The 26,925-nt window shown below is 36.3% G+C and carries 24 protein-coding genes; 14 read left to right on the plus strand and 10 right to left on the minus strand.

Annotated features, from left to right (window positions below; genetic code table 11):
• Positions 1-10: 10 nt before the first annotated feature.
• The 3 genes from tsaE (at position 11) to ACMAYX_RS00725 (ending at position 2,503) form a co-directional block, all read left to right on the plus strand.
• A complete protein-coding gene (tsaE, locus tag ACMAYX_RS00715; RefSeq protein WP_158246807.1) occupies positions 11-466 on the plus strand; it encodes a tRNA (adenosine(37)-N6)-threonylcarbamoyltransferase complex ATPase subunit type 1 TsaE in 456 nt (151 codons plus the stop codon).
• 338 nt (positions 467-804) lie between these two features.
• Positions 805-1,365, plus strand: a complete 561-nt coding sequence (locus tag ACMAYX_RS00720) for an Rrf2 family transcriptional regulator (protein ID WP_392992130.1) — start codon at positions 805-807, stop codon at positions 1,363-1,365.
• On the plus strand, positions 1,349-2,503 hold the full coding sequence (locus tag ACMAYX_RS00725; protein WP_412471382.1) for a cysteine desulfurase family protein: 1,155 nt from the start codon (positions 1,349-1,351) through the stop codon (positions 2,501-2,503). Before ACMAYX_RS00720 ends, ACMAYX_RS00725 begins: the two co-directional genes overlap by 17 nt.
• Before the next feature lie 336 nt (positions 2,504-2,839).
• Here the strand turns inward: ACMAYX_RS00725 and ACMAYX_RS00730 are convergent, their stop codons facing one another.
• From ACMAYX_RS00730 to ACMAYX_RS00740, 3 genes are all read right to left on the minus strand, one after another.
• Positions 2,840-3,313 (minus strand): ankyrin repeat domain-containing protein, encoded by a 474-nt coding sequence (locus ACMAYX_RS00730; RefSeq protein ID WP_412471383.1) that lies wholly within the window; start codon positions 3,311-3,313, stop codon positions 2,840-2,842.
• The gene (locus ACMAYX_RS00735) at positions 3,314-4,651 is read right to left on the minus strand and encodes a D-alanyl-D-alanine carboxypeptidase (RefSeq protein ID WP_412471384.1); all 1,338 of its coding nucleotides are present in this window, start codon (positions 4,649-4,651) and stop codon (positions 3,314-3,316) included. It lies immediately after the preceding gene.
• A gap of 68 nt (positions 4,652-4,719) precedes the next feature.
• Positions 4,720-5,355 (minus strand): MarC family protein, encoded by a 636-nt coding sequence (locus ACMAYX_RS00740; protein ID WP_103217083.1) that lies wholly within the window; start codon positions 5,353-5,355, stop codon positions 4,720-4,722.
• Between the two features lie 414 nt (positions 5,356-5,769).
• On the opposite strand from ACMAYX_RS00740, the gene ACMAYX_RS00745 reads away from it, so the two are divergent.
• Positions 5,770-7,356 (plus strand): hypothetical protein, encoded by a 1,587-nt coding sequence (locus ACMAYX_RS00745; RefSeq protein WP_392992126.1) that lies wholly within the window; start codon positions 5,770-5,772, stop codon positions 7,354-7,356.
• Between the two features lie 249 nt (positions 7,357-7,605).
• Here ACMAYX_RS00745 and ACMAYX_RS00750 read toward each other — a convergent pair whose 3' ends face one another.
• On the minus strand, positions 7,606-8,295 hold the full coding sequence (locus ACMAYX_RS00750; protein WP_103217085.1) for a hypothetical protein: 690 nt from the start codon (positions 8,293-8,295) through the stop codon (positions 7,606-7,608).
• Between the two features lie 258 nt (positions 8,296-8,553).
• On the opposite strand from ACMAYX_RS00750, the gene fusA reads away from it, so the two are divergent.
• Complete coding sequence (fusA, locus tag ACMAYX_RS00755) at positions 8,554-10,719, plus strand: elongation factor G (protein WP_103217086.1); 2,166 nt, start codon at positions 8,554-8,556, stop codon at positions 10,717-10,719.
• A gap of 58 nt (positions 10,720-10,777) precedes the next feature.
• Here fusA and ACMAYX_RS00760 read toward each other — a convergent pair whose 3' ends face one another.
• Positions 10,778-11,869: a hypothetical protein gene (locus ACMAYX_RS00760; protein WP_103217087.1), complete on the minus strand. Its 1,092-nt coding sequence runs from the start codon at positions 11,867-11,869 to the stop codon at positions 10,778-10,780.
• 214 nt (positions 11,870-12,083) lie between these two features.
• Here ACMAYX_RS00760 and ACMAYX_RS00765 point away from each other — a divergent pair, with 214 nt between their 5' ends.
• The 6 genes from ACMAYX_RS00765 (at position 12,084) to ACMAYX_RS00790 (ending at position 18,468) form a co-directional block, all read left to right on the plus strand.
• A complete protein-coding gene (locus tag ACMAYX_RS00765) occupies positions 12,084-12,599 on the plus strand; it encodes a hypothetical protein (RefSeq protein ID WP_146037784.1) in 516 nt (171 codons plus the stop codon).
• An 85-nt stretch (positions 12,600-12,684) separates the two neighbouring features.
• The gene (locus tag ACMAYX_RS00770; protein ID WP_103217089.1) at positions 12,685-13,584 is read left to right on the plus strand and encodes a LysR family transcriptional regulator; all 900 of its coding nucleotides are present in this window, start codon (positions 12,685-12,687) and stop codon (positions 13,582-13,584) included.
• Positions 13,585-13,592: 8 nt separating this feature from the next.
• Positions 13,593-14,687, plus strand: coding sequence for a hypothetical protein (locus ACMAYX_RS00775; RefSeq protein ID WP_412471385.1), 1,095 nt, complete (start codon positions 13,593-13,595; stop codon positions 14,685-14,687).
• A gap of 65 nt (positions 14,688-14,752) precedes the next feature.
• Entirely contained in the window at positions 14,753-15,172 is a 420-nt protein-coding gene (locus ACMAYX_RS00780) for a hypothetical protein (RefSeq protein WP_103217091.1), read from the plus strand.
• A gap of 101 nt (positions 15,173-15,273) precedes the next feature.
• A complete protein-coding gene (locus ACMAYX_RS00785) occupies positions 15,274-17,136 on the plus strand; it encodes a hypothetical protein (RefSeq protein WP_412471386.1) in 1,863 nt (620 codons plus the stop codon).
• Positions 17,137-17,247: 111 nt separating this feature from the next.
• A complete protein-coding gene (locus tag ACMAYX_RS00790; protein ID WP_103217093.1) occupies positions 17,248-18,468 on the plus strand; it encodes a hypothetical protein in 1,221 nt (406 codons plus the stop codon).
• A gap of 30 nt (positions 18,469-18,498) precedes the next feature.
• Here the strand turns inward: ACMAYX_RS00790 and ACMAYX_RS00795 are convergent, their stop codons facing one another.
• From ACMAYX_RS00795 to ACMAYX_RS00805, 3 genes are all read right to left on the minus strand, one after another.
• Complete coding sequence (locus ACMAYX_RS00795; RefSeq protein ID WP_412471387.1) at positions 18,499-20,010, minus strand: cytochrome c biogenesis protein; 1,512 nt, start codon at positions 20,008-20,010, stop codon at positions 18,499-18,501.
• The gene (locus ACMAYX_RS00800) at positions 20,007-21,623 is read right to left on the minus strand and encodes a cytochrome c biogenesis protein ResB (protein ID WP_412469477.1); all 1,617 of its coding nucleotides are present in this window, start codon (positions 21,621-21,623) and stop codon (positions 20,007-20,009) included. Before ACMAYX_RS00800 ends, ACMAYX_RS00795 begins: the two co-directional genes overlap by 4 nt.
• Positions 21,624-21,758: 135 nt before the next feature.
• The gene (locus ACMAYX_RS00805) at positions 21,759-22,463 is read right to left on the minus strand and encodes a heparan-alpha-glucosaminide N-acetyltransferase (RefSeq protein WP_412471388.1); all 705 of its coding nucleotides are present in this window, start codon (positions 22,461-22,463) and stop codon (positions 21,759-21,761) included.
• Between the two features lie 81 nt (positions 22,464-22,544).
• Here ACMAYX_RS00805 and ACMAYX_RS00810 point away from each other — a divergent pair, with 81 nt between their 5' ends.
• From ACMAYX_RS00810 to ACMAYX_RS00820, 3 genes are all read left to right on the plus strand, one after another.
• Positions 22,545-23,159 (plus strand): hypothetical protein, encoded by a 615-nt coding sequence (locus ACMAYX_RS00810; protein WP_103217097.1) that lies wholly within the window; start codon positions 22,545-22,547, stop codon positions 23,157-23,159.
• Positions 23,160-23,235: 76 nt separating this feature from the next.
• Positions 23,236-23,538, plus strand: a complete 303-nt coding sequence (locus ACMAYX_RS00815) for a c-type cytochrome (RefSeq protein ID WP_021267353.1) — start codon at positions 23,236-23,238, stop codon at positions 23,536-23,538.
• Positions 23,539-23,587: 49 nt separating this feature from the next.
• Entirely contained in the window at positions 23,588-24,055 is a 468-nt protein-coding gene (locus ACMAYX_RS00820) for a hypothetical protein (RefSeq protein WP_103217098.1), read from the plus strand.
• On the opposite strand, the gene ACMAYX_RS00825 is transcribed toward ACMAYX_RS00820, so the two are convergent.
• The gene (locus ACMAYX_RS00825; protein ID WP_103217099.1) at positions 24,045-24,554 is read right to left on the minus strand and encodes a hypothetical protein; all 510 of its coding nucleotides are present in this window, start codon (positions 24,552-24,554) and stop codon (positions 24,045-24,047) included. The two genes, ACMAYX_RS00820 and ACMAYX_RS00825, sit on opposite strands and share 11 nt — an antisense overlap.
• A 22-nt stretch (positions 24,555-24,576) precedes the next feature.
• On the minus strand, positions 24,577-26,925 hold the full coding sequence (locus tag ACMAYX_RS00830) for a hypothetical protein (protein WP_412462541.1): 2,349 nt from the start codon (positions 26,923-26,925) through the stop codon (positions 24,577-24,579).

Here is a 26,925-nt window from a genome sequence, read left to right on the forward strand (position 1 = left end):
GGAGCACCTGTTGTTTGACTATCAAGATGTTAGGCATTGGAAAAAAGTATACCAAAGTGATATTTCAAATATTATTGTCGAACTAAAAGAGTCGTTAAATGAGCCATCTGTTGTGATTTTAGATGGAGCAGTTGGCGCGGGAAAGACAACATTCACTAATGTCTTCTTAGGTGAAGACAAGTCAGGTTCTCCAACATATTCCCTTATCAATGATTGCGGCGATGTTGTCCATGCAGACTTCTATCGTCTTGATTCGCCAGAAGAGATCATTCATCTTGAACTTGCAATGTACCTCGATGAGAAAAAATACTTTCTTGTTGAGTGGGGCAAGGACTATATCAGAGATATTTACCGTGAACTTTCTGATGACTTCAATTATTTTCAACTAAGCATTGAGGCCAATGACAAGAAAGATGATGAAGAAAGTGCATCTCGTAATTATTTTTTGAAGAAAATTATTTTTTAACATCTTCTAACAAGTGGGCAGAAATAACCGATTAACTCTGTTTGGCATATCTTGTCATCGCAGTTGAATAATTCCCTAACATATAGATATTATTGATATTATGTGCTCCAGCATTGTCTCCAGTAAAGAAAAAATATTTTTTTATAATAATTGATTAAATCAAGTTGACTTTAAGACTTGTGGGCTGACATAATATTTAGGAAGAAAGATTTTAACGGAATAAATCTTTCAACAGAAAGGATAGCACGGAATGCGAGTCCTAAATTAGCACACAATTTATTTGCTTTAAGTTTAAAACTATTTTTTTATTTAACATTTGGATTTATGGAGGAAGACCAATGAGACTCACTTCGAAAGGACGCTACGCAGTTAGAGCAATGCTTGACCTAACTACTCACAGCAACGGAAACCCTGTAAGACTTCAGGAAATTTCAGAAAGACAAAACATTTCACTTCACTACCTTGAGCAACTTTTCAGAAAGCTTAGAAATGGCCAAGCTGTTAAGTCAGTAAGAGGACCAGGTGGTGGTTATGTTCTTGCTCGTTCGATGGAAGAAATTACAATTAAAGATGTACTTGAATGTGTTGGTGAAAATATCAACCCAGCAAAAGACATCCTAGGAACAGAAGCAGAGCAAGCTAGCACTGTTGAATTCCACCTGTCTAAGAATTACTTTCAAAACCTTGGTTTCATTATGAGCGAATACCTAACAACTACTTCTTTAGGTGACCTTGTAAGAAAATCTGGTGAAGTTGAGTCAGAAGTTAGAGGTGAAGAAGCTTCTAATGAACAAGCTACTCAAACAGTAGAAGCAGCTACTCAAAACACTTCAAATGAAAGTGCATTTAGCGAGTACGCTTCAGGAATCAGATCAGGTTTAGGTGAAATTAATCAATAATTATCTCTACTTAGATTATAATGCTACGGCCCCCTTAGTTAAACCAGTCCAAGATTGGCTTTGCGAGGGGGCCGTCTACTTTGGTAATCCAGCTTCGATTCACCAGGTAGGAAAGAAGTCAAAATCTCTCATTAATCAAACAATCAAAAAGATTCAAGATACTTTCAATGCGACAAGCTACGATGTTTTTTTTCACTCAGGTGCCACAGAGGCAATCAATAGTGTAGTAAAAGGTTTTTGCTTTAATTCTCTAAAGCTTAAATCAAAATTCCACGTATTCTGCTTTGATGTTGATCATTCGAGTATGGTGAATCAAAGAGAACATGTAGAGCTTCTTGGTGGTACTTTTCACGTGTTAAAAACACATGGAGGTGACTTTGATAGACAAGAAGTAATACAAGCTCTAAACGAGCTTGAAGGAGAGAAGCTCATTAATTTCACTTATGTGAATAATGAGAATGGTGTCGTGTGGGATCTGGCCGATGTTTTAAAAATCAAAGATGAGACAGGCGCTTGTGTTCATGTTGATTGTGTACAAGTTGTTGGAAAAATCAAAGATTGGAATGAGCTTACCCTAGGACTTGATTACTATACTTTTTCTGGACACAAATTTGGTGCTCTTAAAGGTGTAGGCTTTACACTTGTTTCAAAGGATGCGAGTTGGACTCCACTTATTCGTGGTGGTGGTCAGCAAAAGGCAATGCGCTCAGGAACTGAGAATGCTTTTAGTGTTCATACAATTAATCTCGCTCTTGATTACAATCTGTCACACTTAAATATTGAGCGAGCTCAAAAAGTAAAAGATGAGCTTGAAGCGTGGCTTCTTGAAAAATTTGGTGAAAGAATTACTCTTATCGGTGCCAAGGCAAAGAAGAGAAATGCGACAACTATTTTCTTTAGTGTCCATGATAAGAATATTAATACTGTTATGATGGCCCTAGATATGGCCGGAATCTGTGCTTCTAGTGGTTCTGCTTGTGCATCTGGAATCATTAAACCATCACGAGTTGCAAAGGCATATGAACTCAGTGATGAGGCAGCAACTAATGTTATTCGATTTTCTTTATCTCCATTTTCAGAAGAAGCGGCCCCGATTATTTCAAAATTAGAACCTGTTCTAACAAAATTTCTATCTTAATTCTTTATTTAAAAGATATACGAACGATGCGGCGCAGTGTGCACTTTGGGCTCTTTTGTATTTACTGTAACGAGTTCATTTTGACCTCAGTGACCTTTTTACTCCAGTAATAAATGTTTGATTTTATTGAAATTGATGTCTTTGGATATTGTTCAAAAGTTGGCACGATCATTGCTTTATTAATAGTATCAATGGTTGGACGGCCTTGGTTCTTTAAAAAGAGTCCCAATAACACTTCTACCGGCCATGCTGAAAAACAGGAATCTGTTTTTTTCTCTTGTTCTAAAATCCTATCTTTTCTTCTTTAAAGTAAAAACCAAGGCCCAATTTTTTTCTTTAGATCGCACCTGAGTCGTTTAGAATTTTGATACAATCTTCATTGCCATTTCTTTTTGCATAGTCAAGAGCGCTTCTTCCGTGAGTGTCTTTTATCTTTAGATCTGCTCCTGCATCAATAAGAGCTTTTAGAACAGTGGGGTTACAATTTAAGCTCTTGTCCATCGCCATTGTAAAACGTCTATTGTTAAAGATGATATTTGGGTTTGCTCCTTTGTTTAGAGCTTCTATAACTAAGTCCTCGCGCTCATCTGCAAGTGCGGCCATTAGGATGTGATTAGCCTCTTTGTTTTCTTTCAAGGCCGTAGGAGCTTTTCGTGCAAGAGCTGCTCTTTTGTGAACGATTTGTGATTCAATTGCGTTTATCGGGGCCGGTTCATCGTATTTGTTTTGAACAGACTGTGTGCTCTCTTTTGAGATATAAGTAGCAAGGGCCAAAAGTATTACGACGATGGGGATAACTGATTTGTTCATTTATAACTCTTCTATTGGTCCTTCTAGAGGCAGGAAAGATTGTGGTTTGGTGTAGTTTGTTATTTTCTTTGCACCAGCGAATTCTTCAATCAAAAACTCTGTCATAAGATCTTGAACTATCTTAGCATTGTACTGATCTTGTCCATTTGATTTAAAGACTTGATGAAAAAAGCCGAAGTAGATCGCTCCTGACTTTGTCGACAATTTACCTGCCAAAGACTTGGTATTCATAAGAGTGCCTGTCTTTGCAAGGATAGAGCCTAAGTTTCTTTGAGAGTTTAATCTTTTCGATAGAGTCCCAATATCAATTCCTGCAATAGGTAGGACTTGTTCAAGCTTATGGCCACTTTGATTCAAGTTATTTTCTAGTTCCTGGTAAGAGCTAATTACAATAGCGCAAGTTGCATAGTTGTCGACGCGCTTCCCATCTATTTTTGAATCCAGGCCTGATCCTGTATAAAGATAAGTATTTTCTTCAGTATCGTTAAACCCAATTCTTTTTTGAAAGTAATCATTACCAAGTTTTTCTTCAATAAGATTTTGAAGATACCACTTTGAGTATTCTTGAGCTCCATAACTTTTATAAGTTATGTCAGAGAGCCAATTGTGAGAAACTGAGTTTTGAAACTTTAGATAAGTTAGAAGCTTAGGAGATTGAACTAAGTAAGTTTTTTTGATGTCTTTAATAGGATTCGCTGCGGAATACACAACATTATCGACAGTCATTCTATAGGCCGATACTTTTAAAGGAAGACCTAGTTCTTTAAGTCTTTCTTCTTTGGTATTTTTTAAAAACTCTTTAAGTCTTGTTTTTATTTTCTTATTGTTATCAAGGTTAAAGTATTCTTTAAGCTGTTCGATGTTATATTCTTTCGAATACCAGGCTTCGCTCATACTCATATAAGGCCTTAGGGCAATTGCAAAAATAGGAGTATTAGCATCAAAGCTTATGGTGTTGAGTTTAACGATTCCATTTGCATTGAGGGCAGCGATTAAGTAGAAGATTTTTTCTTCACTAAACATTCCATCATTTGCTCCTTCAAGATGGATATTTTGTCCATCAGAAATCACTTTTGTTTCATATTGAAAATTTGGCCCTAGAGTTTCGAGTGCCATTAGTGAAGTTATGGGCTTTGTCGTTGAGGCAAGTCGGCTTTTTAAGTGTGCTGTTGTTCCAAAGATTTCACCTTGGTACATATAACAAAAACCGTGCTCATTTGGATTTAAGTTGAACTCTTTAGATAGTGATAACCATTTCTTTTCGATAGTGTCGTGATTAGCTCCAAGGACACTGGTAAAAGTTAAGAATAGTGGGAGTAAATACTTAATAATAAACATGAAGTTTAATTCTAAAGAATTAGAATAAGTCGGTCAAGAAAGGGGAGCGCTCTGTGTTATTTATCGAGCTAGAGCTTTGCTTTTAAGATAGGGAGAATATTTGAAAGTCCATGAGTGATCATCTGAATTGACATGGCCAGTAGAATTAGCCCCATGATTCGTGTTGTTACGTTTACTCCAAGCGTTCCTACTTTTTGACTAATACGATTTGCATTAATAAGAACAACATAAATAGCTAGGACACTAACAAAAATAATTGGAATACTAAGGGCCCAGTCAATTGGAGAATCTAATTTTTGCGCGTAGATAATTGTCGTTGAAATAGCTCCTGGACCTGCTAGCAGAGGAATGGCCAAAGGGACAATTCCTATCTCACGGATTTCATCATCATCAATTTCATCTTGTGTTAGCTTTGATTCAACATCTTTGGCATTGATCATGGAAGTTGCCATGGAAAAAATAAGAATCCCTCCACCAACTGTAAATGAGGCAATCGAAATTCCAAAGAAGCTAAGAATTTTTTCTCCAATAAAAAGAGAAACTACAAGTGTGACAAAAACAGCAATCGAGCAAACTCGAACCATGCTTCTTCTTTGTGTCTCAGATAAGTTTTGAGTCAATGACATAAACATTGGCAGGGCACCAATAGGATTTACAACTGAGATTAAAGCAATAAAGAAAGAGGCCATGATACTAGATTCCATTGGTTCATTATGACTACTTTCATGGATTATTCAAGTTAGTTTTTTGTTAGCGTCATCTGCAGGAGCAGATGACGCTATTCAACCCAGCGAGTCCCAGGAAGGGACGAGTCGGGTAGAGTTCTTTGCAAAGTTAAATAACTTTAAATTGAATGAATTTATATGCACAACTAGATAAGAGCGCAGCTCGCGTGATTCGGTTATGAACCTAAAAGACACCTTAATAACTCTCTTGAGCTAAAGTTTAGAGTTGTGCCTCAACCATCTAATAGTACATAAACAATGAAAATAAATAATGTTTTCTAAACATTTCGAAATGAAAAAAATTTATATTTTCTTCAAGTGTTTTTATTTTAGTTCGATAAAGAAATAACATGTTCATCTGCAGAGGTATCTATTAAATATCTAAATTTTATTTTGTCTGTCCTTTTTTTAACTTCTTGTGTTTCCCATGTCGATTTTAATTTTGATGATGATAAGCCGGCCCCTTCCTCTGGAGATGGAGTTGGAAAGGTTATTACAACATCAGATTTTTCATTCTTAATGATTAACGATACTGGATCTGGTAATGAAGTTTATCTAAGCTACGGACTAGCAGCAGACACGGTTCAAGTCCCTAATGCTAGCTTTGCTTATTCAAAGATGACTAATCCAGACACGCAGGCAACTGACTCAGTAGGAAATCACTACACATTTTCAAATGGAATGATTGTAGCTGGTTTTAATTCTCCTAATTACGACATCATTCTAATTGATAAGAGTAATAACTTTAATGTTCTGGCAACAATTCCTGGTTTTGGTGATACACAGTCTGATCCAATCTTTGTCAATCGAGTTGGAAATCAGCTGTTTTTTATCATCAAGTCTACTGCCACAACTTATGATCTTTGGGTGACTGATACGACAGTTGCTGGAACTAAGATGCTAAAAACTGTTTCAAATACTTACTATAGTACTTTAAATATCAGGGAACGAAATGTCCTCTTTAATAACAAGATGTATTTTAAAGGTGGCGACGCTGTCAATGGACCTGAGTTATGGGTTACAGATGGAACAGTTAGTGGAACGAAAATGGTTGATGATTATATTGCTGGAGCTTCTGGACTTGATCCTCGTAGGTTTAGCGTTGCTAATAATAATCTCTATATCTTTTCACAAACAAATCAGACAATTTATCAAATGGGAGCAGATGAAGTTATTTCTGAAGTTACATCTCTTCCGGCATCAATGACTTCTGCAACCTTTAATGAAGCACAGGTCGTATCTAATGATTCCTATTTCTGTTTTAAGCTGTCTGTTTCTTCAACTAAGTATCTCACTTGCATCAATACAGATACTCAAGTTGCAGAGTCTAGGCTTTATACGAGATCGGCAGATTTTCTAGGTGAGGATGGAGGAAAAATCTACTTTGCTGATGTTGTTGATGTAGACCCTACTGCAGCGACTGACTATACGGCCTATATTTATGAAACTTCTGGAGCGATATCATCACAGGCTCCGAGCCAAATTCATGAAATGTCTGTTCCTGTAGAGATTCTTAGAACGAGTCAAATTAATTATGATAATAGCAACGGGGCAATAAGTTATCTTAAGTATGATCATACTGATGATGGTGATAAACATATGTTTGTTAAAATCAAGGACTCAGTGGTTACAGAAATTGATAATATAATCTATCCATTTAGTACTGATCCAAATATTACTCAAATCAATCTCTATACGTCTTATAGTGCGTACCGATCGACTACACCAGGAACCTTTGTCTATTTGGTAAATGATGCTGCAATGATGTTAACGGTGTTGCAGTCAGACGGAACGCTGGCCGGTACACAAGTTCTTACACAGGTCGATTTGGCCGATATTATGGCCGATATTTCAGGTGGGAATGCAGCACAGGGATATGCTCGATATATCGTTGGCCTACTTGATGGGATGTCAGTTGTGCGTCCTTATGACTTTAGTGTGGATCAATACTTTAATCCGAATACTAGTGGGTTGAATTAGATTATTGCTGTTTTATCAGTTTGTTTTATGAAATGTTTTATGCATTGTTTTATGAATTGTTTTATGAATTGTTGCTTATTTTTCACTTCGTGAAAAATGGCGCTTTTTCTATTCGATTGCTTTCCCATTCGTCAGCGCTGAGACAACAAAGCCGGGCTTGAACCCGGCTTGTTGAAGATATATTTCATTTCAGGCGACGTGCGCTATCGGCGCGTCCAATAGATTGCCTTTGGGCAATCAATGCCGCGCCTATTCATCAATAGCGTCCCAATCAAGGTCTTTCGAGATTGTGACACCAGAGATCGTTTTTTGGATTTCTTTCTTAATAAAAGGGAAGTTGATTGCTTCAAAGTTATACTCATTCAACAGGCCTTCTTCCATGACCTCATCAAATGCAATTAAAATATTCTTTGGTGAAGCATCAACAAGGTGTGTGAAGTAAAAGTCTTCTGGTAGCTCAGGGATATCGACTTTCGCTTCTTCGTGTCCTTCAAGAATGGCCTCATTCATTGCAGCTTCTGCTTGGAGGGCCATGATTTGTTTAGCAGGAGATTCTTCACTAGTATCGCGTACGATTAGAGATCCCTTGATATTGGCCGGGTTTAAATCTCTAGTGATATTCCAACTAGCAATATTAAAGAAGTCTAAGTAGAAAGTTGATTTTCCATACTTGATCTTTCTTGGAATTTGCAATTGCGTAAGGAATTTACGCGTTGATTCATCTTTTGATTTTCGAGCAAGTTTTTGGGCCAGTTTTGCGTCTTGGACACGGATAATATAGGCACCAGCTTCCTTCGTAGACTTAAATAACATATATTGGAACGCCACACTAAATAGCGTATATAATTTATGTTGACCTAAGTGGATTCGTGACGCGTCGCTTTCGACAAGGGTTTTAACAGACTCATATAGGTCTTGTTTGCTAAGTTGTGAAGACATTCAGTTTATTCCTTTTATTTTGTGCGAAAGATTTTTTAAGAATTAGGTCATTTTTTGTCAACACGTTTGTCAAAAATAAATACTTAAATATTCTTTATTTTAAGCTCAAAAAAGCCTTATAACTCGTTGACTTGAATGGGTTTTTTCTCTAATATGCAACACTGATTATTTTATCTTATGAACGTTACTTTATAAATTTGGTCATCCATTTTTATTTGGACTCAATTAAATATTAACAACCTCAAAACGGAGTTAAGAATGATTAACAACAAGCTGATGGCGAAAACGAGAAACATCGGTATTTCGGCGCACATCGACTCTGGTAAGACTACTCTTTCAGAGCGTATCCTTTTTTATTGTGACATGATCCACAAAATCGAAGATGTTCGTGGTGGTGGAGCTGGTGCAACTATGGACCACATGGAACTAGAGAAGGAAAAAGGGATTACAATTACATCTGCTGCTACGACAGCACACTGGAAAGGTATTAGCGGTAAAGGGACAACTTTTGCTGACGGTATTGAAAAAGATACTCGTATCAACCTAATCGATACTCCGGGTCACGTTGATTTCACTGTTGAGGTTGAAAGATCACTACGTGTTCTTGATGGTGCGATTCTAGTTCTTTGTTCTGTTTCAGGTGTTCAGTCTCAGTCAATCACTGTAGATAGACAGATGAAAAGATATAACGTTCCAAGAATGGCCTTCTTAAATAAGATGGACCGTATGGGAGCAAACCCATTTAATGGACGTGACGCTCTTAAGGAAAAACTAAACCATAATGCTGTTCTTATGCAAATCCCTATTGGAGCAGAAGATCAGTTCACAGGTGTTGTTGATCTAATTACTAAACAAGCAATGTACTTTGATGGTGATAACGGTGAAAACGTTAGAATCGAAGAATGTCCAGCTGATCTAGTAGATCAAATGGAAGAGCTAAGAGCTGAGATGATCGACGCTGTAGCTGAGTACGATGATGATGTTATGGAAGCATACCTAGAAGGTAATGAGCCAACAGAAGAACAACTTCACCTATGTATTAAGAAAGGTGTTCAATCACTTCAGTTAACTCCAGTATATATGGGTTCAGCATTCAAGAATAAAGGTGTACAAGCACTTCTAGAAGCTGTTGCAAGATACCTTCCTTCACCACTTACTTGTGCACTTCCAACTGCACAAGATGCTGATACTGATACTAAAGTTGAGATCATCCCTGATCCAGCTGGTGACCTACTTGCTATGGCATTCAAGATCACTGATGAGCAATTCGGTCAGCTGACTTATACAAGAATCTATAGAGGTACACTAAATAAAGGTGATACTGTTTATAATACAAGAACTGGTAAGAAAGTACGTATCGGACGTATGGTTCGTATGAACTCTAACGATAGAGAAAATATCGATACTGCTCACGCAGGTGATATCATCGCTATCGTAGGTATCGACTGTGCATCAGGGGATACATTCGTAGGTAACGACGATAACTTAAACCTTTCTCTTGAAGGTATCCACGTTCCAATCCCAGTTATCGAGCTTTCGATTTCTTGTAAGGATAAGAACGAGCAAGCGAAGATGTCTAAAGGTCTTGCTAAATTCATTAAAGAAGACCCGACATTCCACGTTTACACTGACGAAGAATCAGGTGAGACACGTATCGCTGGTATGGGTGAGCTACACCTTGAAATTTACGTAGAAAGATTAAAGCGTGAATTCGGTGCAGAAGTACAAGTTGGTGCTCCTCAAGTTAACTACCGTGAAACAATTAGAACTGAAGCTACTTTTGATTATACTCACAAGAAGCAAACAGGTGGTTCTGGTCAATTCGGTCAAGTTGTTGGTCTACTTAAGCCACTTGCTGACGAAGACAAGGATAAAGAAGATCAAGTATTTAAATTCAATAACGAAATTAAAGGTGGTTCGATTCCTAACGAATTCATCGGTGCCTGTGAAAAAGGTTTCCAAGACGTTATGGATAAAGGTCCTCTTGCTGCATTCCCAGTTATTAACTGTGAAGTATTCTTAAGAGACGGTAAGTCACACGACGTTGACTCTTCAGATATGGCATTCCGTATTGCTGCAAGACAAGCGATGAGACAAGCTATCAACAAAGCACAACCAGTTCTTATGGAACCAGTTATGAAAGTTGAAGTTACAACTCCAGATGAATTCCAAGGTTCTGTAATTGGTGACCTTTCTTCAAGAAGAGGGATGATCCAAGGTTCAGAAACTGATCCAGGTGGAGAAGTTATCATCAATGCTGAAGTACCACTTTCAGAAATGTTTGGTTACTCAAATGACCTAAGATCTATGTCTCAAGGTAAAGCATCATACACGATGGAATTTGCTCGTTACGTAGACTGTCCTTCAAACATCCAAGAGACAGTTATGAAAGAACGTAAAGAGAAACTTGCGAACGAAGATTAAGCCGATATTTAAAAATATTGATTTATATTCGAAGGGCCGTATTTATACGGCCCTTTTTTTATCTTGCGTGAATTACTTTTAGGATACTACTCGAAAGTGTTTTAGCATCAACCCAGATCTGTCCCTTCTCATCAACTTCCCAGGCCTGATCATATTTACGATAATCACCCCAGCTATTTCTAACAAGGTATTGGCATGAGTTATCTTGGGCCTTACGTTGTCCAATAACAAGGACAGAGTGATTGCTACAACTTCCATTCATAGCAGGAAGAGAGCGTTTAAAACTTTTGTTTTTTTCTGTTAAAACTTCTGCACAGATATCGACGATAACTGGTAAGTTGTTTCCTGATTCAAGACTATCACTTATGTTTTGGATAGCGTTTTGGTTAATTTCATCAACTTGAAATCGCTGTTTGAATTCTTCATCAGTTTCATGAAAACCAATGTCACTTGGAGAGTAGTCATGGTATTCAAGCTCTGGCAGATTTAAGTTTATCTTGTGGCCTTCACATAGTTTTTCAAAAACAAGTTGTTCTCTTAAGTAAAAACCTTTTTTCGAAACGGCCTGGGCCAACGTTTCATCTTCAACAATATTAAAGAATTCATCTGCTACACCACGAAGTTTTAGTTCGTTTTTTAAAGTAGAAACTTTTTCTTCAATTGATTTATTTGCATAGAATTCGTAAACAAACGGCTCCCAAAAAGTATTAGGGTCTTTGATTCCAATTGACGTAAGAAAGTTTTGATCACAGCTATATCCTTGCTTCATCTGTTTAAAGAGAATATTAATTTGTCCGACACCAAGGCCTGAGCGACCGGCCCCTCTTGATATATTCGAAAGGAGATTAACGCTACTACCATTGTCTCTTGTTGGTGATAGCTTTGTTTGTAAAGCTGTCGTGATAGGGGAAGTTATATGCCCTTTTGCTTTCATATCATTTTGAATAACAGCATCAATAAATTGTGAGCCAGCAAATGCATAACACATTTGAGAGTCTGTCTTCTTCCCATACATTTGGTCGTGTATAGGGAGGTCTTTAAAAGGAGCATTCTCTCCTTTATCAAGACGTATCTCTTGGCAATCATTTGCATAAATTGTTGTTGATAGGAGTGTTAGTGATGTGATGAATAGTTTTTTTATTTTTATCATTTGATAAATATACAGTGGAATAGTTTCTATTCTTTGTTTGATGTAGAAATTTCTAGCGTGTTAAGTAATAAGACAGAACTCATTTCAAATTTAATGTCATTTTATAAAAGCGTTTATATTATTGACTCTTTTGCGATAGTGTTCATTTTTTAGACGGCCTAAGTGATTGAATGCCTTATAATAAATTGGCACTAGCATTGCTTTATATATCCATGTGAAGAAACTTATTATCGCTCTATTCTTGGTCGCAACTAATGCATACGCAATGAATCTTACATATATTTATGGAGGCATTACACCGCATATTCAAAAGCCAACAGGGCCTAATGCAAGACCACTATGTAATGAGTTATCAGAAGGTAGTGGAGTAATTTTTAATGAATTGCACTCAGTACGATTCAACTATGCCCATGACTGGTCCACTGGACTACTTGTTGGTGAGAATTCGTACTGTGAGCCAATTTGGGGAGTAACCCAAAGCTATAACTTCTACCGCAATAGATATGTAGAGATCAATGGAACTGTAGGGTTTTATCACTTCGATGAAAATGGTTTCGATTTTAGCGAGGGTGCATACTTTGCTAATATTGGTGACTTCTACTTTGTTCCAATCGTAGGTGCGGAAGTAAATTTTAGTCTTTACAAAGATAAGGACTTTCAAATATCTTTCATGAACCTGCTTACTCCGGTTATTACAAATCATTCTTTTGGAGTAACGTTTTTCTTCTAATTTACAATTATTTGACAGAGTTCTTATTTACAAATGTTCATTTTTGGTATAAGGTATAACTTATACTTAAGATAAGGTTGAAATTATGTTAGAAACAAGCCAATTACAAACTCTCGTGGCCGTGGCCCGTGCTGAAAGCTTCTCTCGTGCAGCTGAGGATCTCAATGTGACTCAATCTGCTATCTCTCAATCAGTTAAGAATTTAGAGACTAAAATAGGCGTTAAGGCCTTCAAGAGGACTGGTAAGAAAGTTGTTCTAACTCAAGAAGGTGAGAAGCTCTATGAGCTTGCGACTAACTTTTTAAATGATATGGATGAGACTCTTGTCCAGATTAAAGATAATAAAGATGAAATGAAGGGAAAGATTCGTATTGGGACACTTACCGGTGTTGGTAAATCCTGGCTTGCTAACGAGCTTCTAACATTTGCTGAGCAAGAGAAAGACCTTTCAATTCATATTTCTTTAGGTTTCCAAGAAGACCTAATTAAAAGTTTTGAAGAAAATAAAATCGACTTTTTAGTGCTTCCTGAAGGAGCACTACCGAAGGCCGGTGAGAAGCTACTATTAAGTGAAGAGGCCGTGACTCTTGTTTATCCGAAAGGGAATCCTTTTAATATAACTGAGCAAACTTCTCTTGATGAGCTCACTAAGATGCCTACAGTTCTTTTTGAGCAAGGTGATCGTCTTTACTATAACTGGTGTGTTGCAAAGTATGGGAAGAAGCCTAAAAAGGTAAATGTTCGCTACTCAATTAACTCACATGGAAATATGCTACAGGCCGTAAAGAGTGGCCTTGGTATCGCTGTTGTTCCTAATCACGTTTTAAAACGTTGGTACTATAGTGATGAAATCGAAACTTTAGGCAAAGCATTTGAAGTTTCTAATGACCGTTTCTACATTGTCTATCATAAGGAATCGACAGAGCTAGTACGTATTAGAAAGACAATTGAAATGCTTACTAAAGAGGTAAATCCATTTCTTTAGACTCTGCTATGAAGAAATATGACCTCTCTAATATTCCAAACTCGATACAACTTTTCATTAGAAAGAGTTGGGAAAAAGGCTTTAGGCTTTGTCTTGTCGGTGGAAATGTTAGGGACTGGTATCTTGGTAAGAAATCTACAGACTTTGATTTTGAAATCAGACATCTTGATCGCTACGAAGGGGAGAGTTGGATTCAATTTCTAACTGAAAGCTTTCCTGAGGCCAAGTATATTGGAATGGGAGTTTTTCGTATCAATCTCGGTGAGGCCGAAATCGAATTCTCGTCTGCTCGTCTTGAAGTATTTAATGAAGATATAGGTCATAAAAACTTTACTCCATTTTTCTCTAGTAATTTAAGCTATGCTGATTCATTTAAACGAAGAGATCTTAGGCTAAATGCCATTGGTGTTGAGTTTAATATCGTTAATGACGAAATTCAGTTGAACACCATAGATCCATTTGAAGGCATTAAAGATATTGAAAATAAGGTGATCAATTATATTGATTCCGATTTCTTTAATGATCCTGTAAGGCTTCTTAGAACAATTCGCTTTAGTATCAATACAGGATTTGAAATTATTGAAGATGATAATTATCGAAAGTTTGATTTGAGAAAAGTTACTCTTCATTATCTAAAATATGAATCATCAAAGTGCATTAATTGTCAGCTTTTTGTTGAAACACTAGTGAAATTAATAAAACGTTTTAATATAAAACTACCAATTGCTCTAAAGGATCTTCCTTTGTTAGAGAATCATTATCTTGTAAATGATCTACACTCGATTGAGGAAGTTGTTTTGTATAACTATGCAGGCTTTAGTGAAGAACTTTACTCTTTCTTTGCTATTAAGAAAAACCAATACAAGAAAATTTTAAGCTTTATCACTGCTAAAGAAGAGCTTTCTAAATGTGATAGCATCGAATCTCGAATCGATTTTATCAACTCTATTTGTCGTTTAGATGATGATAGTAGACTAGAAAACTACGACTTGTTTACAAAGATAAGAAGTTATTTAAGTGAACATCGTTCGAAAGATGCTAGAAATAAGGCAATCAGCTCTTTGGCCAAAAGTGAGCTAGGCAAAAACCTCCTAAATAAATAATGCACTAGATTTCTACAGGAATTTCATGTCATAATAAAAGAAGGAAAATCCTTCTTGGGGGAGTTATGGTTGACATACATTCAATAATTGCAACTCATAAAAATAAAGAAGTTGATTCAAGTAAGATCGATACGAACTCTTATCCTATTCCTACGTTTTCTGATATCCCTGAAATATTTTTTGATGAGATTCTTGTTAACTATCGTTTAACAAGAGTTGAAATCGTTGTTTTAATGTATCTCTATCGTCGTGTTTGGGCGAAAACAAATCCATATCGTGAACATGGAATCTCTCAACTAATGTCTCTGTCTGAAATAGTTGAAAGGCTTCAAATATCTTTAGAGGAAATTCATCAATCAATTCTTAAGCTTGAAAACTTTGGATTCATTTCTACTATCAGAGTTGGCCAATATTTTGTCAGAAGATTCTTTACGAAAGAATATGACGAGTATTATGGTCAAAATTATGATGACTTTGAAGTTTAGATTTTGTGTCAAGCTTATAATCCCTGTAAAACCAATATGTTGTGTACTCTTTTTTAAAACATGATATCATGTAGATAAGATTAATTTGCTGGAGCTAATTTGTGTCAAAAAAGATTGCTTATCTAGGACAGGATCTTGGTTATTGGGATGACCTAAAGAAAGTTTACGCCAAGACTTATCCTGATGAAGAAAAGAGTTTTCATCATTTTTCTTATAATGAGAAAAATATCAATCTTTGTATTTATGATCTCTTTGAGTTGGCCCCTTCAATTATCTATATCGACATAAAGAAAGAAGAAGTTTTTGGACATAATTTAGGAATGATTCTTAAAAGAATTCATTTTTTTAGATCGATACCTGTCGTTGCTATTGTTAGTAATTTAGATGAAGTTAAAAAATTAATATCAATTCATTTTGACTTCGTATTTGTTAAGGGGATTGAAGTTCACGATGTTGTACACCACCCTTATAAGCTTCGCTATCCTTCAGAAGCTGTTTCTTCAGAGTTTGCTTTAGCTAAATTAACAGCACCTATTAAATTAAAAGAGATTGCTCGTGTTGGTTTTTACGGACTAAGCACAATGCACATTGAAAGTAATAATATCGCACAAGAAGGTAAGCTTGTTGAAGTCGAGCATTCTTTAGAAAAGAATTTAATGGCGACAAATTACTTCATTGCTCGCAAGCACGGGTTTGATAATATCTATTATGGAGCAAATGGCTGGTCAGAGTTAGAGTATTTATTCGTCGATCCTGCAAAGCGTGAAGATGGAAGCTTTAGTTTTAATGTAGAAGATTTATCAGAAGATGAGCTTAATAAAAAACTAAAGATTGGTAAAACGTTTAAGTCTTGGGTTAATGATAACTCTTCATATGGGTCACAAAAGCGTACAAAGCTATTTATGGTCGATCCTCAATTACATTATTTCAAGCAAAGTGAAAAGTTAATCGATACTTATGATTTTGTTTTCCGTATCAATGAAAAATTTGATCAGGACTATACTTATGTGGGCCGTTTAAATCCAGATATAATTGTCTATTGTTATCCTGATTTTATTTCAGATGTTGAGATGGAGGATGCTAAGGATAATCAAGATGTAGAGCAGATGGCCAATGTTGCTCAAAATCTTGAAGAGTTCCACAAGAGGCAAGACGAGATTCTTAAAGATGCGATTAGCAATATTAAAAAATTAAGTGATAACAATCCTTATTTTATCGTCATAAATTGTGATCGATATGATTCAAAGGCCTTTCAAGAAAGATTTAATTATCAATTTGCTCTCGTAAATCCAACAATGATTGGTATGAATGTTCTATCTCAAATGGTACATCAGTTAGAAGAAAGACGCCTTGTTAAAGAAGAACAAGAGCTTAATACTAAAATTGCAGCATTAAGAAAGAAAGATCCAATTAAGTATGCTAAATTGAATAAGTCATACTTTGATCCACCTAAATACTTCATTAGTAAAAAGTCACCTTTAAGTCATGCTCTAATTATAAGAGACGCTAAGTTAATTGAAATTTCTGAATCAATATGTTTCTTTTCTTTAGATCAAGAACTTGTTCTAGGGAATTACTATCTAACTCATCCTTTTAATTTTGCAGTAAAAATCATTCCTCAAGATGGTAATGTTTTTATCAAGGACGGCAATACTTACAAATATAAGGGGCTGATACACGCCATTGGCGAAAAAGAAAAGATGCGTCTTCGACAATTTGTAAATGATATCTACACTCAACATAAGAAAGAGATCCGAGAAAAAGAAGCACTTGAAATGCAAGAGGCCAATGCTCGATTCTTAGAAGAACAAAGAAAGGCCGGTCTAACTGAAGAAGAGACCGCGGCCGAGGCTGAAGCGCAGGAGCAAGCTCTTAAGGAAGAAAAGCTTAAGAATACGGCCCCTGAGAATATGGATCTTTTAAATGATCTTGATGCTGCTATCACTAAAAAATCAGGACAGTAGTCTGAGTAGTTTGTTCAACTAAGTTGCTAAACATTCTCTTCTTTTCTTACATCTTGTGATTTATTTTCCAACTGCCATTAAAATGAAAGGATATTTTCATGGAGGAAGATAATGAGAAATCTAATGCTAGCATTGATGCTATTAGTATCGAGCAATGTTCTTGCGCTAAATTCAGATACAGTAAATGAGAAATTCAATAATAGATTCTCTTTTGAAAGAGATGACTCTGGAAAGCTTATTGCTGTAAGAGACCGTACTATTCGTACACAATTCAAATTCAAGGATTACGTTGAGTATATTAAAAACTCAATCCTAAATGAACAGGCCCTGATGTCGCAAAGTGGTTTAACTGGAAATTATGAAGCAGAAGTTGAAGGTCTATTTGAAACTGGTCACAGCTTTTTAGGAAATGATTTTCAAACTCAAAAAAATGTAAAAAGAGTTGTTACATCTATGCGTGCATTTGAAGGTGTTGACTTCAATGCAATTTTTGCTGATGAAAACTTTAATAACTTAATTGAAGAGTTTGGTTCAAAGATTAAAGATGCTTTCTATTATATTGATCCAACAATAATTGCTAAGCCTGATAATGCAACTTTCTTTTATCGTAAAAATGTAACTTATAAGATTGTAAATTGGGCGCTAAATCAAGCGCGTAAGCGTTTATCAACTGTTCCAGCTCTAAATACAGCTTTTTATGTAATTACAGAGACGGAAAAGCTTTTTAGAACAAGACGCTTTTATCACCAAAACCTTCTATTACATTATCTTGAATTTGCAACTCCTGTGGAGCTTGGTCTATCTAAGGAAGAAGCTGATCTTATTTATTCTTCTATCTATGAATCAAGAATTGATTGGATTGCATTTTGGGAGTCAAATAGTGCTAAGTTAAACTGGTCAAGATATGGAACAGCAAGCTTTTATTCTCAATTTAGAACAGCTACAAATCGATTTAGATCTTATAAGTCAAAGTATTCAGAGGTTGGCGAAAGAATTAACTATGGTTTCCAAGAGGTAACACTAGATGGCGAAAGAGTTATCGTTAACTTATTCGACGGTAATCATACATTTGATAAGTCTCCAGCGATTGCTTACTCGTTTGATCGTCCTAATCGTGTAAAGAGACTTAGAAGTGTACTTACTCTTGCTAGCCTTGGCCTAAGTTTTGTACCACTTCCTGCAATTATTAAGGATAATGTTGATGGTTTTATTAAGTCATACTATAAGCAGCAACAAATCACTGAAGGAGCGCTAATTGGATACTTCGAAATGAATGATGACCAATTTATGCTTCAAGAAATTAGATCTCAATATATCAATCCATTTATGTAATAAAAAAGGGCCTCTTAGAAGGCCCTTTTTTTATGCTGCTTTATGATTTGATTTTATGACTGTTAGAATTAAAAAGATCGTTTGCACTGCAAAGAATGTTCCTAAGAAGTAGGCACCACCTTGAGAGAATCCATAAGAGTGAAGTCCTGTTGCTAGGATGTAGTTAACTCCAAACCATGCCATCATTACACTCATGAAAGCTGCTGCAACTAGTACTGAAAAGCTCTTATTTGTGATCCAATTTGTGTACTTTCCGTGAAGGATTGCCATGTAGATACAAAGTACAATTAATGACCATGTCTCTTTTGGATCCCATCCCCAGAAACGTCCCCAAGAGTAATCGGCCCATACACCACCAAGGATAATTCCTGCTGCAAGCATGATGATACCGTATTTAAGAGTCGTATAGATTAGATCGTTATAATATGTCTCATCTTCAACTTTAAAGTCTGTGAAAGCTCTTTTGAAAAGAATTGTATTTGCTAGAATCCAACTAAGAGCAAGGGCACCATAAGACATGATAATTGTCGTAACGTGTGTGCTTAGCCAGAAGTTATCTCTTAGAACGGGAACAAGTGGACTAATCGATGGTGAAACCATATTTGTCGCAAATGTAATCATCATAAGTGTACATAGGTTGTATGCAAGTCCCATGTATAGGTAAGTCTTTTCATTTTTCAGGTGACCAATGATCATCGATAGAAGTAGAGCACCATAGCCTGAAAAGATCACTGTTTCATACATATTTGTAATTGGCGCACGTCCTGAAATATAAACTCTTAATGCGATATAAACAGTTTGAACAATGATTGTAAGTGTTGATAGAGCAAGAGCTACACCAAATTTCTTGAAAAGAACTAATGCTGCCAAGCCAATTAAAGTAAGAGCGAAAGCGATTTTAGTTAGTTGTAGCTTATCGAATAAGAATTCTGTTAAATACTTCTCTCCTTTAACTTCGATATAGTCTTTCTTTGCTTTAGCAAATACATCTTTAAATGGAGTTGAAGATACTTGCGCTAGAGCGTCTACTTTTTCTTTTGTTAGAAAGTTTGTTACAGGCTCCCAGCTTATCTCATTACCCATTTTTACAGGTAACTGCCAGTTGTTCCCACTTGTTATATCTTGATAAAGAGCGATCTTGTTAAGGAGTCTATTAAGCTCCTTCTTGTAACCCGACTCAACCTTTTCTTTCTGGTAGGCCATTCTAATCGTTACATTTTCATCGATTAAGTCATCAAGTGCCATTGAACTCTTGCCGCCAAGAAGTTTCTTTGCGTTCTTGTGTTCAATCTTTGTCTCAAGCTTAAATGGAGCCTCTAGGCCAAATGCCTTAGAGCTAAGAAGACAAAATGTATCTACTGATGAGTATCCTTTTGCCTTGTACTTTCCTGTTAGGTGATGAATTACTTCCTTTGCATGTACAGTAAGCGGCTTAATTCTTCCATCTTGAAGAATTGGAAGCTTACCTAATTCATCATTACAAAAATTAACGTTTGCAAGTGTACTTGTTGCAATAAGTAAACTTAGTAGTATCTTAATCATTTCTTATCTCCTAGTTGGCCATTATCTGCTACTTCAAGACCTAATAGGTCCTTAGTTTTTCTCTTTGGGCGATAATTTAAGTAGTAATGCCATAGAGAGCCTAATACGAGTAGGATTGAGCCTAGGTATTTAATCCAGCGTCCTTGATCAAGGTTAACTGATAGGGTTGAACTATATTGTCCAGTTTCTGGGTCCTGTGAGTAAGAAGCCTGGTAAAATGTGAAGCCATCATACTTAAGGGGGTTATTCATATAGATATGATATGGAGATGTCTCTCCGTCTGTGAATAAGTTAACAAAACTCTCATAACTCGCTGGACGGTTAGTACCAGGGTCTTTATCCATCTTAAATCGAGTTAACGTAAACTCGAATGGTAGAAGAAACGATCTCTTTGTTAAGTAAACATTAGTCTTTACACCATCGATTAGAACAGAAACAGGCTTGTCATCTGTTAGCCAATATTCCTTGTCTCTAACTTGGATTTTTGCAGCTCTCGTAATACCTTTTACAAGGCCTCCGTTTTGCTGAATAGGAAGAGTTGATTGTGGAACCATTGTTGGAACAAGATTTTGTTCATTACGTACAAGTTTTAAAGTAAAGCCCATCCAAGGAAGTGACATTAGGCCTTGGCCATCAAAACTTTGGCTTACCCATTTATCTGCATCCTTATCAAAGAAAGATGCTGAATCCCCAAAAAGGAATAGGTTCGGTTTTTCTTTAAAAAGATTTTTTGAAAATACTCTAATTGGAGCATTCATTGCTGGCTTTAATTCTTGATCAAGTGCCCATGGGCTTAAGTCTGGAAGAAACGAGTAAACATTTTCTCCATCTTTAATGACAAAGAATCGTTTATTTGTTGCTGTCTCTTCTACCTTGATATTTTTCTCTTCAGCTGTGTAACATTGAGATGTTCTTGAGTCCCATAGAATTAATCCACTATCACTTGGTGTAGAAAAGCATGGAGCAAGTGTCTTTGGTAAGTAAGTGATGCTTAGAAGTCCCATGCTTAGAGAGGCTTGAAAATCAAATGCTTCAGGATGAAGACTTAGAGTGAAGTCTTGGGCCACGTTATCATTAGAGATGATATAGCTTGATGAATGCATATTCTCAGAGTCATTTACGCTATCTTTGGCCGGCTGCCAACGCATAACTTTATCAGCAAATGGAATGTACTCTTTAATTTCAATTTCTTTATATGTAACATCAATACTACTATCAAATGCACTATAAGGTAGGGGAAGAACAGCTCTTGTATTCTCATCTGGACGAGTGATCTCAATTACATCTTCATTTAAAACAACTTGCCTCGATGGGCTCATTGGTTGTAAGTGAATTGTCCCGTCGATACCTGCGATATATGTGACAAAAGAACCAATACCAATAATGATAAGGCCGGCGTGAATTGTATAGAATCCGTAAAGTCTCTTTTTAACTGGAAGTCTGATTAATGCCGCAAATAGAATACTTAGGCCCATGAAGAATTGGATGGCCATAAACCACCATGTCTTATAGATAAGTCTTCCTACAAAATCTGTTCCGTAATAACTTTCAACGAATGTTCCTACAATCATTGCAAGTGAAAATAGTGAGATAATAAAAACTGCGAATTTCATTGAGCCAATCGAACGCTCAAAGTACTTGTAATTGAACTTGTTACTTACCATTGCTTTTTAGCCTTTTTCCTTTGCTAAATTAAATAGCATAGTTGGTAAAGAGAGGCTATGGATTTCAAAAAGTTTTCAAAAACCTTACAAAAGTGGCGCGCTTTTTATGATCATGTACGCAATATAAACAATTGAGTAGAGAAAGAGTTGATGAGTAACATAAATGATGAATGAGTGCTTACCTAAGAACTGAATAAAGCGCACAATTTTCCATTGAGGATAGTCGATTTGATGCCATTTTAGATGAAAGAAGGTGATACCAAGCATCGAGACTGCGGCCCATGGAAAGACTGCTATATAATCTAGTGAAGCGTGACTCATTTCTGGAAATGGAATGGCATATGGAGTCATTTGAAGCACGAGAATTACCAATGCAAGTGATGCGCTAAGCCAAGGCTTTTTTCTTATAGGAGTCACTAGGATTGTTGTGAAGAAGATACAGTGTAATGTTCCAAAATAGATCCAATTTTTTGGAAACATAAAATATGTTGAGACACTGATAATTAGTGCCGCTATTCCGATCTTTGCGAGGCGAATTAGGTAGGGACGTGGGTGAATCTTTCCTGGGTGTGCCATGCACATTGAGACACCTACTGAAAACATAAAGAGAGTCACAATAAGGCGTGGAAGATAGTACCAAAACCCTGGTCTAAAAAATTCAACATCCACAAAACCAAAGACATCAAGATCATAAGTAAAGTGGAAGATAATCATTAAAATGACGGCAACACCTCTGGTCAGGTCAATTAGGTGGTATCTCTTTTTTACTGTTTGTGAATCTTGTGTCATTTCTAAATGATAGCATAATCTCTTAATTTATGGTCAAAAGTATTCAAAGCTGATAATTTGATCCATACAAAAAGGTGGATAATGACAATTTCAAATAAAGCACATGAGCTTCTTAGGGAGCTCGATCCTGCACAATTTAATCAATATATTTCTGCAAACTTCTTTGATGATAGCTTTATGGCAAATGAAGAGGATGCATTGAAGAAAAAGGCCCTACTTTATAGTGCTCTTACTATTATAAAAAAAGTTGGCCCGGCATCACTATTTGTTATGACTTTTAGAGAAGCCGAAAGTTTTCTAAGAGATAATGCTAGTGAGCATAGCTGGCCTAATGTTTTGGATTTAAAAAAGTGGTTTGAAACAATATTACAAGAGATTCAAAAAGAATTTTTTGAAAATGCACTTATGAATAATAAGATTGAGATTCTTAATTGGGAGAAATTGTCTTTGCAAGAGCGAATTCAGAAAATGGCCCTACTTATAGATAATGTGAATACTACATTGGAGAGTTATAATTTAGGTCAAATTGAATTATTTAGCATTGAAGAAAATGAGGTCTGTGTAGATGATGGGATAGCTTTTGGTGGCTTGCGTCAGTTACAGGCCGATAGTTTAAAAGAAATTATTTACGATGGAATCGCTAAGTATTTGAACTTTAGCTTTCAATCTCAGCGTATAAAATTAGTTGCGCAGTGATGTATAAGCAGTTAATATTAGATAGCTATACGGTAAAGAAAATTAACAAATTAGATATTATAAAAGAGGAAGTAGAATGAAGTTAACGGCCCTTGCACTTATCACACTAGGTATTTTTTCAATGAATACTGCTCACGCTCAAAGCGCGGCCAAAGGTAAGACTCTATATTCACGTTGTATTTCATGCCACGGGGATAATGGGGAAGGAAAGAAGTCGATGAACGCTCCTCGTATTGCTGGACAATACGACTGGTATATCTATTCATCACTTGTTCAGTTTAAAACTGGTGAAAGAAAGAACCCAGATATGTTACCATTTATTAAAGGTCTGAACGACTCAGACTTTAAAGATCTTGCTGCTTATATCTCTACGCTATAATTGTAGAAAGATCTCAGTTTTTTACAATATTATTTACTAGGAAGGAATCATGGTAAAGGCCATTCAATTAGGTGAACTAAGTTTTGAGTCAGTTACATCTCAAAAGAAAGTAAAAGACGTTTACGACTATAACGTTGAGGCATTTTCTGATAGTCCAGATTTCAAGTGGACATTAGATGATATTAAGAAAGAGTTGTCTGATGGTTGGCAGCTTTATTCAGTAAAGTTATCTGAGGAGATTATTGCAGCTGCTTTCGTTAAGAAAGAGGGTGACAAACTTCTTTGTAAGAATACATCGATTAAGATGCAACATAGTGGAAGTGGTTTTTCTCACAGAATCATGGACTTTTTTGAGCAAGCAGCGAGAGAGTTTGATGTGAAGGAAATTGTTCACTTCTGTTCAATTGATAATTTCAGACAGTATTCACTAAATGAAAGTCACGGTTATGAGAAGACGGCCCGTCGTCTTGGAAATAACGGACACACTACTGAGTGGATTAAGCAAATTAGTAAGTAGTAGCAGGATAATGTCTTGTGCTTAGGGGAGACTCGTAGCGAGTCTTCCCCCAACTCTTTTCGATTCTTCCCGTCTTATTATCGATAATTGCTGTAAATGATTGCGGCATCCCATTTACATCACGATTTACAATATAAATACTCTTATCTGTTATTTTTAACCTCTTTACGATTTCGAATTCACTATCAGCAAGGATAGGCAGGTTCTTTTTAACTTTCTTAATTACAGCGATGTCTTCTTTTGTGAGCTCTTTAGCAACTTCTGCGAGTGAGTCTGATTCGCTCACTTCTGTATTTGGCGTTGCTGTAGAAGGGATCGATGCAATTTTTCGTGAGTGATCGCTATGGCCGTGGTGATGCTTGCGCGCTTTAAAGCGTGTCTTCTTCATACTGTCTGTAGGTGAGTATTCTTTAGAGATCGTTTTTGCATCATTTTGATATGAAGAAATAATAAATAATGCTGCTAACGAAATACTGCAAAATATTAAAAACTTTCTCATCGAGGCCTTCTTTTGATTGCGTCTATTGCTCAATCGTAAAGTTAATATTTAAAATACTAAAAGGTTCTTCACCCGCAAATTCATAGTCTTTAAAATCGTCATAGTTCGAACTACTAAGATCATGGTAACAGTCTTCACAATTTGCAAATGTCATACGTAGACGACAAGATACTTCTGTTCCTAGTGGTATATTTTTATTGATTTCAAAGAACATAATATTTGAGTCAGTAAATAGTGGCGCTCCTTGCTCGGCCTGCATTGTTTCTTGCCAGTTTGACTTTGGTGCCATGAATGGAATGTTTTGAACATTTGTGCTTGGAATTGCTTTTACGAAACAATTATTTAAGTCATTCTGAGTGCGGTCTTCACCTTGACCTAAACAGTCTTTTTCAAGAAGTCCAATATCTGACTTCATTTTCTTTAAGAATTCATGTTGGTTTAAAAGTTTTGTACTTGTTCCATCATTATAAGTAAGCATACAAACAGGCATGATTCTTCCTGTGTCGTTGTAATTAGTTTCATTTATAGGGTCACAAGCTTTTCCACCTTGTGAAACAGAAGGGTAGCCATCACTTAGATTTGAGCATGGAACTCCATCTTGCATATGGGCCCAATCTGAAGCAAGGATTCGTGTTCCTGCCATGATTGAACTAGAATTGTTATAGACGCTAACAAATAGACCTACGATCTCTCCAGGTGAAACTTTACCGTTTCCATTATTATATCGTGCATCTACTGTTGTAACTTCTCCAACATCCATTTGATTTTGAATTGTTTGATACACTGAAGAGCGAATATCAAATACACTTAATGATGAGTAAGAAGAGCGTGTGTCTTTAATAAGTAGATTCTTGTTAATAAGCTCTGACTTTTTACGATTAAGAGGATTAACAGTAATATTTGTCGTTGAAACTGAGTTTAAGTTATTATTGTAAGTTCTAAAAAGTAGCAGCCCGTATGAATCAAATAGTTGTTCTAAATTGTCCTTAGAAAAATTTTGGTATGTGCATAGGTTGTATTGGCTATTTGTAATATTATAAACATTTCTAGCAAGTGATTGCGAAAAACGTCTGAAGTTAATTGGATTTACTGACTTAAGCCATTCTTTTGCATATTGTTGATCAAGGTTGATTTGGCCACTAAGACCATCTTTTGCCTGTGCTGATAGATCTCCTAATTCTCCTAATGATTCAACAAGTGCGTAGAAAACAAGTTTCTTTGCACCGTCAATATTACCTGTACAACGTGTACTAAGTTCCTTTGTTAAAGCAACAAGAAGGTGACTGATGATTTGGCCATCGACGTGAATATCGTCAACACGGCTTTCTGTGTTGTAAACGTCGTAACCTAAGTATTCAGGATAGCTTAGTCTTGAGTCTTCATCTGTTGAAATACCTGCAATGTGCATTGAATCGTCTTCTGAGATCGGGCGTGAAGCATTTGCAAATTTACCTAGTCCCCATTCACCCATGTGTTCTCTATTATTTGTGAAGTATGAGAAGTAATCTGCAATACCTTCATTTATCGAGTAGGCTTCATCGTGACCAAAGTAGCCTAATGCAGATTCTTCAAGACAAATTGGATTTGATGTATTTAAACAAAAGGCAGCGTTAAATGCTCTGTTTCTGTGGTTCATTAAACGATCAACAATAGCATGTCCAAATTCGTGATAAATGACAGAAGGGTCTTGGGCCATCTTAATATTTTGATAACCAGGAATATAACCTAATTTGATTAGGAAGTTACTAGGATCAAAACTAGCATTTTTTCTAAGGCTAGCATCTGCGTGGACAACCAGTTTTGCCTTATTAGAAGCATTCCAGTAGGCCTTGTGTAGGTCTGTGTTTGTCGGTACTGAAGTATCATATGAAACTTCATTTAAGCGGTCGTAGACATAAGTTGTCACATCACCTAGATAAGTATCGATTACTTTTGCTGTATGATAGAAAGCATTGATTTGTAAGAACTCTGTAGTCGTAACAGGAAATGCCCATTTTCTCGATTCATTTTGAAAAGCTGATACACCAGCATCTTCAGTTACTTCGAGGCAATCTCCAATAAGTGAGCACGACTTTGTTAAGTATTCATTGCTTGTAATGTAAACAGGTGAGCGAGTTATTAGCGTTGATAAATCAGTATTCTCATCAGCAGCATAATCGCTTAGAACTAGTGGGTTGGCCGTTAAGATACGGCCATAATTTGCTGATACAGTGTCTTGTGTATTATTTAATGCTGATCCACCAGATCCTTCTCTTGATGAAGATGCTTGATCGACTACACATGAAGTTGCAAGGATACTGATACACCCTAAAGTCCCTAGTGTATGAAGTATTTCTTTTCTTTTTTTAACTATACGTACCGCAAATTTCAA

Origin of the sequence: Halobacteriovorax sp. RT-2-3, from assembly GCF_047085075.1 — a bacterium.
GTDB lineage: Bacteria > Bdellovibrionota > Bacteriovoracia > Bacteriovoracales > Bacteriovoracaceae > Halobacteriovorax_A.

Bases quoted from the DNA above. Each gene is read 5' to 3' on its own strand.
- ACMAYX_RS00720 (WP_392992130.1), top strand. From the start codon at position 805: ATGAGACTCACTTCGAAAGGACGCTACGCAGTTAGAGCAATGCTTGAC.
- ACMAYX_RS00730 (WP_412471383.1), bottom strand. From the start codon at position 3,313: ATGAACAAATCAGTTATCCCCATCGTCGTAATACTTTTGGCCCTTGCT.
- ACMAYX_RS00735 (WP_412471384.1), bottom strand. From the start codon at position 4,651: ATGTTTATTATTAAGTATTTACTCCCACTATTCTTAACTTTTACCAGT.
- ACMAYX_RS00740 (WP_103217083.1), bottom strand. From the start codon at position 5,355: ATGGAATCTAGTATCATGGCCTCTTTCTTTATTGCTTTAATCTCAGTT.
- ACMAYX_RS00750 (WP_103217085.1), bottom strand. From the start codon at position 8,295: ATGTCTTCACAACTTAGCAAACAAGACCTATATGAGTCTGTTAAAACC.
- fusA (WP_103217086.1), top strand. From the start codon at position 8,554: ATGATTAACAACAAGCTGATGGCGAAAACGAGAAACATCGGTATTTCG.
- ACMAYX_RS00760 (WP_103217087.1), bottom strand. From the start codon at position 11,869: ATGATAAAAATAAAAAAACTATTCATCACATCACTAACACTCCTATCA.
- ACMAYX_RS00770 (WP_103217089.1), top strand. From the start codon at position 12,685: ATGTTAGAAACAAGCCAATTACAAACTCTCGTGGCCGTGGCCCGTGCT.
- ACMAYX_RS00775 (WP_412471385.1), top strand. From the start codon at position 13,593: ATGAAGAAATATGACCTCTCTAATATTCCAAACTCGATACAACTTTTC.
- ACMAYX_RS00780 (WP_103217091.1), top strand. From the start codon at position 14,753: ATGGTTGACATACATTCAATAATTGCAACTCATAAAAATAAAGAAGTT.
- ACMAYX_RS00790 (WP_103217093.1), top strand. From the start codon at position 17,248: ATGAGAAATCTAATGCTAGCATTGATGCTATTAGTATCGAGCAATGTT.
- ACMAYX_RS00795 (WP_412471387.1), bottom strand. From the start codon at position 20,010: ATGATTAAGATACTACTAAGTTTACTTATTGCAACAAGTACACTTGCA.
- ACMAYX_RS00800 (WP_412469477.1), bottom strand. From the start codon at position 21,623: ATGAAATTCGCAGTTTTTATTATCTCACTATTTTCACTTGCAATGATT.
- ACMAYX_RS00805 (WP_412471388.1), bottom strand. From the start codon at position 22,463: ATGACACAAGATTCACAAACAGTAAAAAAGAGATACCACCTAATTGAC.
- ACMAYX_RS00810 (WP_103217097.1), top strand. From the start codon at position 22,545: ATGACAATTTCAAATAAAGCACATGAGCTTCTTAGGGAGCTCGATCCT.
- ACMAYX_RS00815 (WP_021267353.1), top strand. From the start codon at position 23,236: ATGAAGTTAACGGCCCTTGCACTTATCACACTAGGTATTTTTTCAATG.
- ACMAYX_RS00820 (WP_103217098.1), top strand. From the start codon at position 23,588: ATGGTAAAGGCCATTCAATTAGGTGAACTAAGTTTTGAGTCAGTTACA.
- ACMAYX_RS00825 (WP_103217099.1), bottom strand. From the start codon at position 24,554: ATGAGAAAGTTTTTAATATTTTGCAGTATTTCGTTAGCAGCATTATTT.